The sequence below is a fragment of the Escherichia sp. MOD1-EC4550 genome (assembly GCF_963876935.1).
Classification (GTDB): domain Bacteria; phylum Pseudomonadota; class Gammaproteobacteria; order Enterobacterales; family Enterobacteriaceae; genus Escherichia; species Escherichia coli_F.
This window is the reverse complement of sequence record NZ_CAWNSE010000011.1, coordinates 22,985-39,311: the sequence shown is the minus strand read 5'-3', so window position 1 is coordinate 39,311 and position 16,327 is coordinate 22,985. Positions and strand designations below refer to the sequence as shown.

General features: G+C 48.6%; 17 protein-coding genes. 12 read left to right on the top strand and 5 right to left on the bottom strand.

The features are described 5' to 3' along the window. Nucleotides 1–168: 168 nt before the first annotated feature. A complete protein-coding gene (gene aldA / locus AACU19_RS07215; RefSeq protein WP_000115923.1) occupies nucleotides 169–1,608 on the top strand; it encodes an aldehyde dehydrogenase in 1,440 nt (479 codons plus the stop codon). Nucleotides 1,609–1,649: 41 nt separating this feature from the next. Here aldA and gap read toward each other — a convergent pair whose 3' ends face one another. Beyond that, entirely contained in the window at nucleotides 1,650–2,651 is a 1,002-nt protein-coding gene (gene gap, locus AACU19_RS07210) for a type I glyceraldehyde-3-phosphate dehydrogenase (protein ID WP_105278868.1), read from the bottom strand. A 188-nt stretch (nucleotides 2,652–2,839) separates the two neighbouring features. On the opposite strand from gap, the gene cybB reads away from it, so the two are divergent. From cybB to yncP, 3 genes are all read left to right on the top strand, one after another. After that, the gene (cybB, locus tag AACU19_RS07205) at nucleotides 2,840–3,370 is read left to right on the top strand and encodes a cytochrome b561 (RefSeq protein WP_105278867.1); all 531 of its coding nucleotides are present in this window, start codon (nucleotides 2,840–2,842) and stop codon (nucleotides 3,368–3,370) included. Between the two features lie 243 nt (nucleotides 3,371–3,613). After that, nucleotides 3,614–3,787, top strand: a complete 174-nt coding sequence (locus AACU19_RS07200; protein WP_000731833.1) for a YdcA family protein — start codon at nucleotides 3,614–3,616, stop codon at nucleotides 3,785–3,787. 25 nt (nucleotides 3,788–3,812) lie between these two features. Then, complete coding sequence (gene yncP / locus AACU19_RS07195; RefSeq protein WP_212591405.1) at nucleotides 3,813–3,881, top strand: hypothetical protein; 69 nt, start codon at nucleotides 3,813–3,815, stop codon at nucleotides 3,879–3,881. Here yncP and hokB read toward each other — a convergent pair. Continuing rightward, nucleotides 3,859–4,008 (bottom strand): type I toxin-antitoxin system toxin HokB, encoded by a 150-nt coding sequence (gene hokB / locus AACU19_RS07190; protein ID WP_001309484.1) that lies wholly within the window; start codon nucleotides 4,006–4,008, stop codon nucleotides 3,859–3,861. The genes yncP and hokB overlap by 23 nt on opposite strands. A gap of 389 nt (nucleotides 4,009–4,397) precedes the next feature. Between hokB and trg the strand changes: the two genes are divergently transcribed. Next, nucleotides 4,398–6,038 (top strand): methyl-accepting chemotaxis protein Trg, encoded by a 1,641-nt coding sequence (gene trg, locus AACU19_RS07185; RefSeq protein WP_039020855.1) that lies wholly within the window; start codon nucleotides 4,398–4,400, stop codon nucleotides 6,036–6,038. 36 nt (nucleotides 6,039–6,074) lie between these two features. Here the strand turns inward: trg and AACU19_RS07180 are convergent, their stop codons facing one another. Next, nucleotides 6,075–6,998, bottom strand: coding sequence for a LysR substrate-binding domain-containing protein (locus AACU19_RS07180; RefSeq protein WP_000414564.1), 924 nt, complete (start codon nucleotides 6,996–6,998; stop codon nucleotides 6,075–6,077). Between the two features lie 216 nt (nucleotides 6,999–7,214). Between AACU19_RS07180 and hglS the strand changes: the two genes are divergently transcribed. The 4 genes from hglS to rimL all read left to right on the top strand — a co-directional run bounded on the left by hglS (nucleotide 7,215) and on the right by rimL (nucleotide 11,405). Further along, on the top strand, nucleotides 7,215–8,558 hold the full coding sequence (gene hglS / locus AACU19_RS07175) for a 2-oxoadipate dioxygenase/decarboxylase HglS (RefSeq protein ID WP_105278866.1): 1,344 nt from the start codon (nucleotides 7,215–7,217) through the stop codon (nucleotides 8,556–8,558). A 224-nt stretch (nucleotides 8,559–8,782) separates the two neighbouring features. Continuing rightward, nucleotides 8,783–10,438 (top strand): glucan biosynthesis protein OpgD, encoded by a 1,656-nt coding sequence (gene opgD / locus AACU19_RS07170; RefSeq protein ID WP_000375956.1) that lies wholly within the window; start codon nucleotides 8,783–8,785, stop codon nucleotides 10,436–10,438. Between the two features lie 140 nt (nucleotides 10,439–10,578). After that, a complete protein-coding gene (locus AACU19_RS07165) occupies nucleotides 10,579–10,803 on the top strand; it encodes a YdcH family protein (protein WP_001296778.1) in 225 nt (74 codons plus the stop codon). 62 nt (nucleotides 10,804–10,865) lie between these two features. Further along, nucleotides 10,866–11,405 (top strand): 50S ribosomal protein L7/L12-serine acetyltransferase, encoded by a 540-nt coding sequence (gene rimL, locus AACU19_RS07160; protein ID WP_001353208.1) that lies wholly within the window; start codon nucleotides 10,866–10,868, stop codon nucleotides 11,403–11,405. On the opposite strand, the gene ydcK is transcribed toward rimL, so the two are convergent. Continuing rightward, on the bottom strand, nucleotides 11,397–12,377 hold the full coding sequence (gene ydcK / locus AACU19_RS07155; protein WP_039020858.1) for a YdcK family protein: 981 nt from the start codon (nucleotides 12,375–12,377) through the stop codon (nucleotides 11,397–11,399). The two genes, rimL and ydcK, sit on opposite strands and share 9 nt — an antisense overlap. Nucleotides 12,378–12,500: 123 nt before the next feature. Between ydcK and tehA the strand changes: the two genes are divergently transcribed. The 3 genes from tehA (at nucleotide 12,501) to AACU19_RS07140 (ending at nucleotide 15,053) form a co-directional block, all read left to right on the top strand. Next, complete coding sequence (tehA, locus tag AACU19_RS07150; protein ID WP_001376850.1) at nucleotides 12,501–13,493, top strand: dicarboxylate transporter/tellurite-resistance protein TehA; 993 nt, start codon at nucleotides 12,501–12,503, stop codon at nucleotides 13,491–13,493. Further along, nucleotides 13,490–14,083 (top strand): tellurite resistance methyltransferase TehB, encoded by a 594-nt coding sequence (tehB, locus tag AACU19_RS07145; protein ID WP_105278865.1) that lies wholly within the window; start codon nucleotides 13,490–13,492, stop codon nucleotides 14,081–14,083. Before tehA ends, tehB begins: the two co-directional genes overlap by 4 nt. A 301-nt stretch (nucleotides 14,084–14,384) precedes the next feature. Next, entirely contained in the window at nucleotides 14,385–15,053 is a 669-nt protein-coding gene (locus AACU19_RS07140; RefSeq protein ID WP_105278864.1) for a DUF3313 domain-containing protein, read from the top strand. 34 nt (nucleotides 15,054–15,087) lie between these two features. On the opposite strand, the gene ydcO is transcribed toward AACU19_RS07140, so the two are convergent. Continuing rightward, the gene (gene ydcO, locus AACU19_RS07135) at nucleotides 15,088–16,299 is read right to left on the bottom strand and encodes a BenE family transporter YdcO (protein ID WP_105278863.1); all 1,212 of its coding nucleotides are present in this window, start codon (nucleotides 16,297–16,299) and stop codon (nucleotides 15,088–15,090) included. Nucleotides 16,300–16,327: the final 28 nt, after the last annotated feature.

The window sequence follows — 16,327 nt, the reverse complement described above, 5'->3', positions numbered from 1 at the left end:
TTGCAAACGGGCATGACTCCTTACTTTTTTTTCTGCCTTTTATTCCTTTTACCCTTCTTTTTATGAAGCTCTTCACAGATTTGTCCTTTCAAGATGCTGTCTCTATGATGATTGATATTAATTAACAAATAATTTACCAAATGCACACATTAATCACAGGAGTCTCCCATGTCAGTACCCGTTCAACATCCTATGTATATCGATGGACAGTTTGTTACCTGGCGTGGAGACGCATGGATTGATGTGGTTAACCCCGCAACAGAGGCGGTGATTTCCCGCATTCCCGATGGTCAGGCTGAAGATGCTCGCAAAGCAATCGACGCCGCAGAGCGCGCGCAGCCAGAATGGGAAGCATTGCCTGCCATTGAACGCGCCAGTTGGTTACGCAAAATCGCCGTCGGGATCCGCGAACGCGCCAGTGAAATCAGTGCGCTGATTGTTGAAGAAGGGGGCAAGATCCAGCAGCTGGCCGAAGTTGAGGTAGCATTTACTGCGGATTATATCGATTACATGGCAGAGTGGGCGCGGCGTTACGAAGGTGAGATTATTCAAAGCGATCGTCCAGGAGAAAATATTCTTCTCTTTAAACGTGCGCTTGGCGTGACTACCGGCATTCTGCCGTGGAACTTCCCGTTCTTCCTCATTGCCCGCAAAATGGCTCCCGCTCTTTTGACCGGTAATACTATCGTCATTAAACCCAGTGAATTTACGCCAAACAATGCGATTGCTTTTGCCAAAATTGTCGATGAAATAGGCCTTCCACGCGGTGTGTTTAACCTTGTGCTGGGGCGTGGTGAAACCGTTGGGCAAGAACTGGCGGGTAACCCAAAGGTCGCAATGGTCAGTATGACAGGCAGCGTCTCTGCAGGTGAAAAGATCATGGCGACTGCAGCAAAAAATATCACAAAAGTGTGTCTGGAATTGGGTGGTAAAGCACCAGCTATCGTAATGGACGATGCCGATCTTGAACTGGCAGTCAAAGCCATCGTTGATTCACGCGTCATTAATAGTGGGCAAGTGTGTAACTGTGCAGAACGTGTTTATGTACAGAAAGGCATTTATGATCATTTCGTCAATCGGCTGGGTGAAGCGATGCAGGCGGTTCAATTTGGTAACCCCGCTGAACGCAACGACATTGCGATGGGGCCGTTGATTAACGCCGCGGCGCTGGAAAGGGTCGAGCAAAAAGTGGCGCGCGCAGTCGAAGAGGGGGCGAGAGTGGCGTTGGGGGGCAAGGCAGTAGAGGGGAAAGGATATTATTATCCGCCGACATTGCTACTGGATGTTCGTCAGGAAATGTCGATTATGCACGAGGAAACCTTTGGCCCGGTGCTGCCAGTGGTCGCATTTGACACGCTGGAAGAGGCTATCGCAATGGCTAATGACAGTGATTACGGCCTGACCTCATCACTCTATACCCAAAATCTGAACGTCGCGATGAAAGCCATTAAAGGGCTGAAGTTTGGTGAAACTTACATCAACCGTGAAAACTTTGAAGCTATGCAAGGCTTCCACGCCGGATGGCGTAAATCCGGTATTGGCGGAGCAGATGGTAAACATGGCTTACATGAATATTTGCAAACCCAGGTGGTTTATTTACAGTCGTAATGAGAGAAAGAGGCGGAGGTATTTTCCTCCGCCTGTGCGCGTCAGAGTTTAGCGAATTTTTCGAGGGTGCGAATAAGCTGTGTGACGAAGCCATATTCGTTATCGTACCAGGCGACCGTTTTCACCAGTTGTAAATCGCCCACGGCGGTAATTTCCGTTTGCGTGGCATCAAACACCGAACCGAAATGGCTGCCAATGATATCGGAAGAAACTATTTCTTCATCGGTATAACCAAATGACTCGTTATTATTTGTCGCCTTTTTAAGCGCGCTGTTCACCTCTTCGGCAGTCACTTTTTTTCCGAGAATGGAAACCAGCTCAGTGACCGAACCTGTTTTCACGGGTACGCGTTGCGCATGACCTTTCAGTTTGCCGCTCAGTTCTGGGATCACCAGACCAATGGCTTTTGCCGCGCCTGTAGTGTGGGGAATGATATTTTCTGCCGCTGCACGTGAAGCTCGTAGATCTTTACCTCGCGGGCCATCCACCAGTGACTGGGTGCCAGTATAGGCATGAATGGTCGTCATCGTGCCGACTTCTATTCCGAAACTGTCGTGCAAGGCTTTGGCCATCGGTGCAAGACAGTTAGTGGTGCATGACGCCACGGAAACAATGGTGTCGTTGCCATCCAGTGTGTCGTCATTGACGTTATAAACGATGGTTTTCATTTCACCGGCAGGGGCGGAAATCAACACCTTCTTCGCACCAGCATCAAGGTGCGCCTGCGATTTCTCGGCGGAGGTATAAAAGCCAGTACATTCGACAATGATTTCTGCGCCTTTCGCTTTCCATGGAATATTTTTAGCCTCTTTTTCGGCGTAAACCGCGATACTTTTTCCATCAACGATAAGTGAATCTTCCGTAAAATCAACGCTCCAGGGGAACGGTCCGTAGTTTGAATCATGTTTCAGCAGGTAGGCGAGAATTTTTGGGGAAGTGAGATCATTAATAGCGACAATGTCTATGTTACTTTTGACTTCAAGTAATCGACGCAACACCAGTCGACCGATACGACCAAAACCGTTAATACCAACTTTACTCATGGTCTTCTCCTGTCAGGAACGTTCGGATGAAAATTGATCCTTTCCAGGCTTAGACCAGGATGGCGGGATGGGCAATCTACATTCTTGCCGTGGAACGTAACGTACTGAAAACGGGTGAACAATATTTAATGAAATTTTAAGAAAAGCTCGTTATGTTAACGGCAAATTGTTTTAAAGCAGGAAATGTTATGGAAAATAAATACTCAAGGTTACAAATCAGCATTCACTGGCTGGTCTTTTTGTTGGTTATCGCAGCGTATTGCGCAATGGAGTTTCGTGGTTTCTTCCCACGTAGCGATCGGCCGCTCATCAACATGATTCATGTTTCCTGTGGCATCTCAATTCTCGTGCTGATGGTTGTTCGTCTTTTGTTAAGGCTTAAAAACCCGACTCCGCCGATTGTACCTAAACCAAAACCGATGATGACGGTACTGGCACATTTGGGACATTTGGTGATCTATCTCCTGTTTATTGCGCTGCCAGTGATTGGTTTGGTCATGATGTATAACCGGGGCAACCCGTGGTTTGCGTTTGGTATGACAATGCCTTACGCAGCAGAGGCCAATTTCGAACGGGTTGATAGCTTAAAGTGGTGGCATGAGACGCTGGCGAATCTGGGATATTTTGTCATCGGGTTGCACGCTGCAGCTGCACTGGCACACCACTATTTCTGGAAGGACAACACACTTCTACGCATGATGCCGCGTAAACGTTCCTGAAGGATCTTTAAAGAAAACGCCTGTACTAAAACCGACCCGCGGTACAGGCGAAGAGTACGGGCCTACATCGGAAGCGCCTATTATATTTATTTGTATGACAAATAAAACCATAATCCTTGTCCATACGTCCATCTGGCTTATCTTTAATCAATTCACCCGATCTTTGATCTCATCACGGTATCAAAATAAACCAGCGTATAATGTTCAAATCGAACATAAGATTCGATAAATCATGGAGGTTATATGAAAAAACTGGCACTTATCTTGTTTATGGGAACGCTTGTTTCCTTTTATGCCGATGCCGGGCGCAAACCCTGTTCTGGTTCGAAAGGGGGGATCTCTCACTGTACAGCAGGCGGCAAATTTGTCTGTAATGATGGTTCTATTAGTGCATCGAAAAAAACATGCACTAACTGAAGTATAAAAGGGGTGCCATGAGAAAATGAATCTGCTAGTCAGATGCGCGGGGAAAATCCCCGCGCTTGCCCTTACCTGGACGTGCAGGCCATGAGCGCAGCAACCTCCTTATCACCGTCCCGGAACCGCAGTTCGTAGAGCGTTTGTCGGGTCAGGAGTGTGAATGTCAGAATCGTAATGCAGATAATGAGCAGACACACCACCAGAGGGTTGCGCTTCATAGCCTTTCTCCTTGCCGGATGGCGGGTAAGAGGCTAACATCTGAATTGCTTGGTTCATTCGTTGGCCTCGGTTGATAGAAATATCGGTCGGGGCCTTCGTCTTTCTGATTCCCGGTTAGCCTGAAAACAGAAAGTCTCAGGCACCCGCAGGCATCCTATGAGGTTTCCTTAGGGACGAAAATAATCACTTGACGAAATTGCGTGCTGTTTTCCAGAATTTTTCGTCATTCGGTTTAGCCGTTCGTTACTCTCTTCATTCCAATGGCATTATTCTTCTCTGCCATAATTGTTGTAAAAATGTGACGCAAAGAGGTTTTTGGTCATAAGTAATTACCGTCAAGTGCCGATGACTTTCTATCAGGAGTAAACCTGGACGAGAGACAACGGTAATGAATACAACTCCCTCACAGCGATTAAGTTTTTTGCATCACATCAGGCTGGTTCCGTTATTTGCCTGCATTCTTGGCGGTATCTTACTTCTGTTTGCCTTGAGTTCAGCCCTGGCTGGCTATTTCCTCTGGCAGGCCGATCGCGATCAGCGTGATGTGACTGCGGAGATTGAGATTCGGACCGGGTTAGCGAACAGCTCAGATTTTTTGCGTTCGGCCCGGATCAATATGATTCAGGCCGGGGCGGCGAGTCGTATTGCGGAAATGGAAGCAATGAAGCGAAATATTGCGCAAGCCGAATCGGAGATTAAACAGTCGCAGCAAGGTTATCGGGCTTACCAGAGTCGGCCGGTGAAAACACCTGCTGATGAAGCTCTCGACGCTGAATTAAATCAACGTTTCCAGGCTTATATCACGGGTATGCAACCTATGTTGAAATATGCCAAAAATGGCATGTTTGAAGCGATTATCAATCATGAAAGTGAGCAGATCCGACCGCTGGATAATGCTTATACCGATATTTTGAACAAAGCCGTTAAGATACGTAGCACCAGAGCCAACCAACTGGCGGAACAGGCCCATCAGCGTACCCGCCTGGGTGTGATGTTTATGATTGGCGCGTTTGTGCTTGCCGTGGTCATGACGCTGATAACATTTATGGTGCTACGTCGGATCGTCATTCGTCCACTGCAACATGCCGCACAACGGATTGAAAAAATTGCCAGTGGCGATCTGACGATGAATGATGAACCGGCGGGTCGTAATGAAATCGGTCGCTTAAGTCATCATTTACAGCAAATGCAGCATTCACTGGGGATGACAGTCGGGACTGTTCGACAGGGCGCGGAAGAGATTTATCGTGGCACCAGCGAAATTTCCGCTGGCAATGCGGACCTTTCATCTCGCACCGAAGAACAAGCGGCGGCAATCGAACAAACTGCCGCTAGCATGGAGCAACTCACTGCGACGGTGAAACAGAATGCGGATAACGCGCATCATGCCAGCAAACTGGCGCAAGAGGCTTCCATTAAAGCCAGCGATGGCGGGGAGACGGTTTCCGGTGTAGTTAGAACGATGGGAGCAATCTCCACGAGTTCAAAGAAAATTTCCGAGATCACCGCCGTCATCAACAGCATTGCTTTCCAGACAAATATTCTAGCGCTGAATGCTGCCGTTGAAGCCGCGCGAGCGGGTGAGCAAGGACGTGGATTTGCCGTTGTCGCCAGCGAAGTACGGACACTCGCAAGTCGCAGCGCCCAGGCGGCGAAAGAGATTGAAGGCTTGATCAGTGAATCAGTCAGGTTAATTGATCTGGGGTCGGTTGAAGTGGCAACGGCAGGGAAAACCATGAGCACGATTGTTGATGCCGTCGCGAGTGTCACACATATCATGCAGGAGATTGCCGCCGCCTCGGATGAACAAAGTAGAGGCATAACGCAGGTGAGCCAGGCGATTTCCGAAATGGATAAGGTGACGCAACAGAATGCTTCTCTGGTAGAAGAGGCTTCTGCGGCGGCGCTATCCCTTGAAGAACAGGCTGCACGATTAACTGAGGCGGTAGACGTTTTCCGCCTGAACAAACATTCTGTGTTGGCAGAACCACGCGGAGCTGGTGAGTCTGTTAGTTTCGCAACAGCGTGAAAATATCAAAGAAGGGATCGAAAGATCCCTTACTTTTCAGAACGGCATTGATTTTCGAATAGCGTTAATCATCAATTGGCAACCGGAAGAGAACGTCGCATCTACGCGGGTCAATATTCCGATCGGTTCGCCTGCACCATGCCCCGGAACAGGCAGGGCCACCAGCGTGGCATGACGCAGGTCGTCTTTTACAGCGCCAGATGGAACAAACCACACGTAGTCGTATTCAACCGTAAGCTGGCGAGATAGCGAAGCAGACAGCGTTTCGATACAGCCCGAAGGAATTTTACAGCCCTGGCTTTGCACTAATGCATCTGAATGCTGGCGTGGTGCAGTACCTTCTGGTGATACAACGACCGGCCATTCCAGCACCCGACTTAGCGTTACGTTCTCTTGAAGCAGTGGGTGATTGGGACGAACGACCAACTTCAGCGATTCAAGAAACAGCAATTCATAATTAAGCCCGGTCATCAGTTCGGGATCTGACATTCGACCAATCCCGATATCGATTTCGCCGGTCTTCAAACCTGCCAGAATCATAGGGTTACTCATTGTCGCAACTTGCAAGGTCGTCTCTTTTTGTTGCTGATGAAACTGACCTATAACTGAAGGTAATATTCCCAGCGCCGCGGTAGGTAATGCACCTACCCTGACGACATCATTGTTAAGACCTTCTTTACGATGAAGCGACTGTCCGGCAGTGTTAATAGCGTCAAGAACTCTGACTGCATGCGTTAAAAATTGTTCGCCGGGTAAGGTAAGTTGCGCCCCCTGACGACCACGCTCAAACAAGCGAGCACCTGTCAATTGCTCTAGTTCATTCAATGTCTTGGAGAGCGCAGGTTGACTCAAATTAAGGGTTTCAGCTGCGCGCCCCAAAGTTCCTTGTTGTGCAACAGCTACGAATGTATGAAGGTGGCGCAAACGGATGCGCTGACTAAACAGACTATTTTTTTCCATAAGCGATGTTAAAAACGAAGCGGTGTCGCTGACAAGTGAAGTTGTTTGATTATGATAACTTGATTGCAAAATATTATTAACAATTAAAGCAATTGCGTTACAGGAAAATGGATAATATTGATGTTTTCGCGGCGAGATCACAGTTTGTAAATTCTTCCCGCCAGAGTGAATGTGGTTACCTACACTCCAGATTACTGACCAATGGAGGCAGACATTATGGCGAACAGCATCACGGCGGATGAGATTCGGGAACAGTTTTCGCAGGCAATGTCAGCCATGTACCAGCAAGAAGTTCCGCAGTACGGCATGCTGCTGGAACTGGTAGCTGATGTGAATCTGGCTGTGCTGGAAAACAATCCTCAACTGCACGAAAAAATGGTAAATGCAGACGAGCTGGCGCGACTGAATGTTGAACGTCATGGGGCAATTCGCGTTGGGACTGCACAAGAGCTTGCTACTCTTCGGCGGATGTTTGCCATTATGGGGATGTACCCGGTGAGCTATTACGATCTCTCGCAGGCGGGCGTGCCGGTACATTCCACAGCATTTCGGCCCATTGATGATGCTTCTCTGGCGCGTAATCCCTTCCGCGTTTTTACCTCATTACTCCGTCTTGAGCTTATCGAGAACGAATTTTTGCGCCAGAAAGCGGCGGAGATTCTGCGTCAGCGCGATATCTTCACCCCACGTTGTCGACAACTGTTAGAGGAGTATGAGCAGCGGGGCGGTTTTAACGAAACACAGGCACAGGAGTTTGTGCAGGAAGCCCTGGAAACGTTTCGCTGGCACCAGTCAGCAACGGTGGATGAAGTAACCTATCGCGCCTTGCATAACGAACATCGGCTGATTGCTGATGTGGTCTGTTTTCCTGGATGCCATATCAACCACCTGACGCCACGCACGCTGGATATTGACCGGGTGCAGTCGATGATGCCTGAATGCGGAATTGAACCCAAAATTCTGATCGAAGGGCCGCCGCGCCGCGAGGTACCGATTTTACTACGCCAGACCAGCTTTAAAGCACTGGAAGAGACGGTGTTGTTTGCGGGGCAGAAACAGGGCACGCATACCGCGCGCTTTGGTGAAATAGAGCAGCGTGGCGTGGCATTAACGCCGAAAGGACGACAACTGTATGATGATCTACTGCGGAACGCTGGAACCGGGCAGGATAATCTCACTCACCAAATGCATTTACAGGAAACCTTCCGCACTTTTCCTGACAGTGAGTTTTTAATGCGTCAGCAAGGGCTGGCATGGTTCCGGTACCGTCTGACGCCTTCAGGTGAGGCGCATCGTCAGGCGATTCATCCCGGAGACGATCCACAGCCCTTAATTGAACGTGGTTGGATAGTGGCGCAACCCATTACCTATGAAGATTTCTTGCCCGTTAGCGCGGCGGGGATCTTCCAGTCAAATCTGGGTAATGAAACGCAGGCACGCAGTCACGGTAATGCCAGTCGCGAAGCATTTGAGCAGGCGTTGGGCTGCCCGGTTTTGGATGAGTTCCAGCTTTATCAGGAAGCGGAAGAACGCAGTAAACGTCGCTGTGGTTTGCTTTAAATTCTGACCATCCGCCTTTGCAAAAATTTGCCTGATTTTACAAACGAATCAGGCTCATCCCATCGACATAAAAAAATTGCCGATTAATGCATATTCTCTGAGTTCAACAATTGGATTATTAATAAATATTGTCTAGAGTGAGCGGTCATAAATAAGCACTTTCTTGCCGCTGAAAACGACCAGCGCGGGACCATTCACAACACCAGAAGGACTCACTTTCAGGTATGGATCGTAGACGATTTATTAAAGGTTCAATGGCTATGGCCGCCGTGTGCGGTACCAGCGGCATTGCTTCTCTTTTTTCTCAGGCGGCATTCGCGGCAGATTCTGATATTGCCGACGGGCAAACCCAGCGTTTTGACTTCTCCATTCTACAGTCAATGGCGCACGACTTAGCGCAAACCGCGTGGCGTGGTGCGCCGCGTCCGTTACCTGACACTCTGGCGACAATGACGCCGCAGGCTTATAACAGTATTCAATACGACGCCGAAAAATCGCTCTGGCATAACGTTGAGAACCGTCAACTGGACGCTCAGTTCTTCCATATGGGAATGGGATTCCGTCGCCGCGTTCGTATGTTTTCTGTAGATCCAGCAACACATCTGGCGCGTGAAATTCACTTTCGCCCGGAGTTGTTCAAATACAACGATGCGGGTGTGGATACCAAACAATTAGAAGGGCAAAGCGATCTCGGTTTTGCCGGTTTTCGCGTTTTTAAAGCCCCCGAACTGGCGCGCCGTGATGTCGTATCATTCCTCGGCGCGAGTTATTTCCGCGCCGTTGATGACACATATCAATACGGTTTGTCGGCCCGCGGCCTGGCGATCGACACTTACACCGACAGCAAAGAAGAGTTCCCCGACTTTACCGCCTTCTGGTTTGATACGGTAAAACCAGGGGCAACCACCTTTACCGTTTATGCGTTGCTCGATAGCGCCAGCATTACTGGTGCCTATAAGTTCACTATCCATTGTGAGAAAAGTCAGGTGATTATGGATGTGGAAAATCACCTGTATGCGCGCAAAGACATTAAACAGCTGGGCATTGCGCCGATGACCAGCATGTTCAGCTGCGGCACTAATGAACGTCGGATGTGCGACACCATTCATCCGCAAATCCATGACTCTGATCGTCTGTCCATGTGGCGGGGCAACGGCGAGTGGATTTGCCGTCCGCTGAATAATCCGCAAAAATTGCAGTTCAATGCTTACACCGACAACAACCCGAAAGGGTTTGGTTTATTGCAACTGGATCGCGATTTCTCTCATTATCAGGACATTATGGGCTGGTATAACAAACGCCCAAGTCTGTGGGTGGAACCGCGTAACAAGTGGGGTAAGGGCACCATCGGCCTGATGGAAATCCCAACAACGGGCGAAACGCTGGATAACATTGTCTGCTTCTGGCAGCCAGAAAAAGCTGTAAAAGCGGGTGATGAGTTTGCATTCCAGTATCGTCTGTACTGGAGTGCGCAACCGCCTGTTCATTGCCCATTAGCGCGCGTTATGGCAACGCGTACCGGCATGGGCGGTTTCCCGGAAGGTTGGGCGCCTGGTGAACACTATCCCGAAAAATGGGCGCGTCGTTTTGCCGTCGATTTCGTTGGTGGTGATCTGAAAGCTGCCGCACCAAAAGGCATTGAGCCGGTGATTACGCTTTCCAGTGGGGAAGCGAAGCAAATCGAAATTCTCTATATTGAACCCATTGATGGTTATCGTATTCAGTTTGACTGGTATCCGACTTCGGACTCCACTGATCCGGTCGATATGCGGATGTATCTGCGTTGTCAGGGCGACGCTATCAGTGAAACATGGCTGTATCAGTATTTCCCGCCAGCGCCGGATAAACGTCAGTATGTTGACGACCGCGTGATGAGTTAATCGTTTTTTTCTTCGGCACCTTCTTCGGGAGGTGCCGTCTGGTTAAACACGATCCCGCTCGCATTTTTCCCTAAGTTAAATGAGTAATCTGATGGTGTGTATTTCAGATACACCTTGTCAGCCACTAACAGGGAGTGCGTATGTTTCCAGAATACCGAGATTTAATATCCCGTCTGAAAAACGAAAATCCTCGCTTTATGTCCTTGTTCGATAAACACAATAAACTTGATCATGAAATTGCCAGAAAGGAAGGTTCCGACGGTCGAGGGTACAATGCGGAAGTGGTCCGCATGAAAAAACAAAAGCTACAGTTAAAAGATGAGATGCTCAAAATCCTGCAGCAGGAGAGCGTCAAAGAGGTGTAAACTTTCCTAAGCCGCCAGCCAGGCGGCTTTTTTAACAACTGCATGGATTGACTGGAGATAAGATGGCTGAAACGATAAAAGTAAGTGAATCACTTGAATTACATGCTGTTGCAGAAAGTCATGTCACACCTCTTTATCAGTTAATCTGTAAAAATAGAACCTGGTTACAGCAGTCGCTAAACTGGCCGCAGTTTGTTCAAAGTGAAGAGGACACGCGAAAAACGGTGCAGGGCAATGTAATGTTGCATCAACGCGGCTATGCCAAAATGTTCATGATTTTCAAAGAAGATGAACTTATCGGCGTTATCTCGTTTAATCGTATTGAACCACTGAATAAAACCGCTGAAATCGGCTACTGGCTGGACGAATCTCATCAGGGGCAGGGGATCATTTCTCAGGCGCTGCAGGCATTGATTCATCATTACGCTCAGTCTGGTGAACTTAGACGCTTCGTGATCAAATGTCGGGTGGATAATGCGCAAAGCAACCAGGTCGCTTTGCGCAATGGTTTTATCCTTGAAGGTTGCCTGAAACAGGCTGAGTTTCTGAATGATGCCTATGATGATGTGAACTTATACGCGCGTATTATCGATTCACAATAACCCTGCCAGCGGCGTTCGCGTAATGCGCTCTTCGCCGTTAATGACTTTTGGACCACGGACATGAACCGTGTCGCCATCAAAGGCTTCAACGACGGCGTGGTCGGTCAACTCCACATGGTTTTCAATTATCACCGCACCTGTAATACGGCTCTCACCTTGTATTACAACGTGCTCGTCGAGCAGAATCGGTCCGCCACGTACCACTGCCTTTCCGCCAATCAAGACATGATGTTTTAACACACAATTACCTTCCACAATGGCATATTCCGCTACCTGCGAACTGTAATGAATTGTCGGAATGGCATCTTCTTCTATGCCAGCTTTCACCTGCGCGTGACCGTAGACTTTAGCGCAATCGCATAGCCAGACGTTGTTCTCTTCATTACCTTCAATACTGGCAAAATCAAAAACTTCGGCGCGATGTTCAATAAAAGCATACCGGACGACGGCATCGCCATAAATTTGTGCCTGGTGGACAATACGCGAGGCGCTAACCCTTGCGCGATCATAAATTTGTAGCAGGAGTTGATGGTCGGAGGTTAAGCCTTGCGCGGCGACGAGCATAGAATGTTGATCAATTAAGGCGTGACCAAATATTCTACATTGACCGCAAACTAATGAGTCACGAATGGTGACACTGTCACTTATGTATGCACCCTGACTGACTTCACTATTATCGATCCAGACGTTATCCGTTGCGTAAACCTCTCCCCAAAGGACGCTGGTGCCGGTGATACGCGTATTACCGGAAATCACCGTTCCGCCGAACGCAATAGCATTCTGATCGTAAATCCAGCAATTTCCTTCCTGTGCTAACACCGTTTCGCGATCGATCCAGCCGCCAGCGGTTCCTGCTATCACATCGTTAAAATCGCTCATGGCGATAATTTGCCGTAATAACACACTTTTTTTAGTGCCATCATCCTGATAACTAAAGGCTCGCTGTTCTTCACTTAGACGATATTTGCGCATAGCGTTTTCCCACAGGTGACTTACTATAACCGTAGCAAATTCTGCGGCTCTGGCTATGCTCGAGAAAATTCCATAAAATGTATTTCAAATATACTTTATAAATTAAACAAAATGAGTAAGAAGATGCAGAGCGATAAAGTGCTCAATTTGCCGGCAGGCTACTTTGGTATTGTGTTGGGGACGATAGGGATGGGATTTGCCTGGCGCTATGCCAGCCAGGTTTGGCAGGTCAGCCACTGGTTAGGGGATGGGCTGGTAATTCTGGCGATGATCATCTGGGGATTATTGACTAGCGCATTTATTACCCGACTCATACGCTTTCCGCATAGCGTGCTGGCGGAAGTGCGCCATCCAGTGATGAGCAGTTTTGTGAGTTTGTTTCCTGCAACGACGATGCTGGTAGCGATTGGTTTTGTTCCGTGGTTTCGCCCACTGGCGGTATGCCTGTTCAGTTTTGGTGTCGTGGTTCAGTTGGCTTATGCCGCCTGGCAAACTGCGGGATTATGGCGCGGATCTCATCCTGAAGAAGCTACCACGCCTGGACTGTATCTGCCGACAGTTGCCAACAACTTTATCAGCGCAATGGCCTGTGGTGCATTGGGTTACACCGACGCCGGTCTGGTGTTTTTAGGCGCAGGCGTTTTCTCATGGTTAAGCCTGGAACCGGTGATCTTGCAGCGTCTGCGCAGTTCGGGAGAATTACCCACGGCGCTGCGGACATCACTCGGCATTCAGCTCGCTCCTGCGCTGGTGGCCTGTAGTGCCTGGCTGAGCGTCAACGGCGGCGAGGGTGACACGCTGGCGAAAATGCTTTTCGGTTATGGGCTGCTGCAACTGCTGTTTATGCTACGTCTGATGCCATGGTATCTCTCCCAGCCATTTAATGCTTCATTCTGGAGTTTCTCGTTCGGCGTATCTGCACTGGCAACCACCGGTTTGCATCTGGGGAGTGGCAGCGATAATGGATTTTTCCATACCCTGGCGGTGCCGCTGTTTATCTTTACCAATTTTATAATTGCAATACTGCTCATCCGAACTTTCGCGCTTCTGATGCAGGGGAAATTGTTAATCAGAACCGAGCGCGCCGTTTTAATGAAAGCTGAGGACAAAGAATGATCATTCGTGACGAAAACTATTTTACTGATAAGTATGAATTAACCCGCACACACTCTGAAGTACTGGAAGCGGTGAAAGTGGTTAAACCCGGTAAAACGCTGGATCTGGGCTGTGGCAATGGTCGTAACAGTCTTTACCTGGCAGCCAATGGTTATGAAGTTGACGCATGGGATAAAAATGCCATGAGTATCGCCAACGTCGAGCGCATTAAATCCATTGAAAATCTGGATAATTTACATACCCGGGTCGTTGATCTGAATAACCTCACGTTTGATGGGCAATACGATTTTATTCTTTCGACTGTGGTGCTGATGTTCCTTGAGGCTAAAACCATCCCAGGGCTGATTGCCAATATGCAACGTTGCACTAAACCTGGCGGTTACAACCTGATTGTGGCGGCGATGGATACCGCTGATTATCCATGTAGTGTCGGCTTCCCGTTTGCCTTCAAAGAGGGAGAATTACGTCGATATTACGAAGGCTGGGAGATGGTGAAATACAATGAAGACGTCGGCGAGCTGCACCGCACCGACGCCAACGGTAATCGGATTAAACTGCGTTTCGCCACGATGCTGGCACGTAAAAAATGACCCTGTAGAACAAGGCGCGTGAAAATGCCCCGCGTTGAGATGGTTAACCGTTGTTCTTTTCGGTAAGCATATTTTTAATCAAAAGGATGTGAAATTAATCACGGTAGTCGAAGTTTTTCATCAGCTTAACGCACTGATATTTAACTACTGATGATTGACTTAGCCCCTTTTTCGGCATTGACTATGTCGTCTGAAAAGGGGCTGAAAAATTTATTTTCACCAACACTTTTTTTGCCACAACACGAAGCGGCGCTTTTTGCTATAACTTAGAAAGTAATATAATCATCTCAGGAAACTATTCATGCGTACCACATCATTTGCGAAAGTTGCAGCTTTATGCGGCTTGTTGGCTCTGTCTGGTTGTGCCTCTAAAATCACCCAGCCAGATAAATATTCTGGCTTTTTAAACAATTACTCTGATTTAAAAGAAACAAATTCTGCAACGGGTAAGCCTGTTTTACGTTGGGTAGACCCAAGTTTTGATCAAAGTAAATATGACAGCATCGTCTGGAACCCAATCACTTATTATCCGGTGCCGAAACCTTCTACTCAGGTAGGGCAGAAAGTTCTGGATAAAATTTTGAGCTATACCAACACTGAAATGAAAGAAGCGATTGCGCAGCGTAAACCACTGGTTACCACCGCTGGGCCGCGTAGTCTGATTTTCCGTGGTGCCATTACCGGTGTAGATACCAGCAAAGAAGGGTTGCAATTCTATGAAGTGGTTCCTGTCGCATTAGTGGTCGCGGGGACGCAAATGGCGACGGGCCACCGTACTATGGATACTCGCCTGTACTTTGAAGGTGAGCTAATTGATGCAGCTACTAATAAACCGGTTATCAAAGTCGTTCGTCAGGGCGAAGGTAAAGACCTGAATAATGAAAGTACGCCAATGGCTTTCGAGAATATTAAGCAAGTTATTGATGACATGGCGACCGATGCCACCATGTTTGACGTTAACAAAAAGTAATTCCAGTCGCGCCATCGTAAGATGGCGCTTTTTATTATCGGTTTCTGTCAGCGATTAAATTTAACACCATGTAACAAACGCCACCGGCAATTAATCCCCAAAACGCAGAACCAATCCCGACAAGCGTTAGTCCACTTGCCGTTACCAGAAATGCCACCACCGCCGCGTCTCGCTCACGCTCATTATGCAGCGCCTGATACAAACTGCCGCCAATGGTACTTAACAGCGCCAGACCTGCCAGCATCTGGATCCAACTTACGGGCAGGGCAGCCATCATCCCGGTAATAGCACTACCAAAAAGACCTGCAAACAAATAAACAACGCCTGCGACAGCAGCTGCCAGCCAACGTTGATCTTTATCCGGATGCGCTTCCGGGCTTTGGCAAATAGCCGCGGTGATTGCTGCAATACCGACGGAATAAACCCCGAAAGGGGAAAATACCAGCGCCAGCAATCCAGTAAATACAATCAACGGCGAAACAGGAGCCGAATACCCGGCCGCTTTCATTGCCGCAATACCCGGTGCGTTTTGCGATGCCATCGTCACCAGAAAAAGGGGGAGTGCAACGCTCAGGCTGTGAGCAAACGAAAATTCAGGGGCAATATAAGCGGGGAGAACGGGTTTAAAGACAACATCATTTGTGACAATGTCACCTTGCGCGATAACGATCACGATCCCAATAATCATCGCGGCAATTACCGCATAGCGCGGCGCAACGGCCCTGGTTGCCAGCCATACCAGCAACATACTGCCACACAACGTAAATTGACCATCCAGACTGGCAAACGCCTGTAAACCAAAGCGTAATAAAATTCCGGCCAGCATCGCCGCCGCAAGCGAGTGCGGAATAATACGCATCAGACGGGCGAATAATCCCGTCACACCACAGAGGACTATTAACGCGTTGGTGACAATAAAAACGCCGATGGCTTCGTTAAGTGTTAGTCCCTGTAATCCGGTGACCAACAAAGCCGCGCCAGGCGTTGACCATGCGGTGAGAACAGGCACACGGTACCACAATGTCAGAGCCAGCGTACTGACGCCCATTGCCAATCCCAGCGCCGTCATCCAGCCAGAGATTTGTGCAGTGGTGGCTCCGGCGACAATCGCTGCTTGCCAGATTATTGCCGCTGAACTGGCGTAGCCAATTAATACCGCCAGAAACCCCGCCAGTAGCGTGGGTGGAGGAATAGAAAACAGACGCATGGTCACCTCGTGCGTTATAGCGTACAGGTACCGTAGCATTTGTCCGTTATAACGCACAAGTGATAAA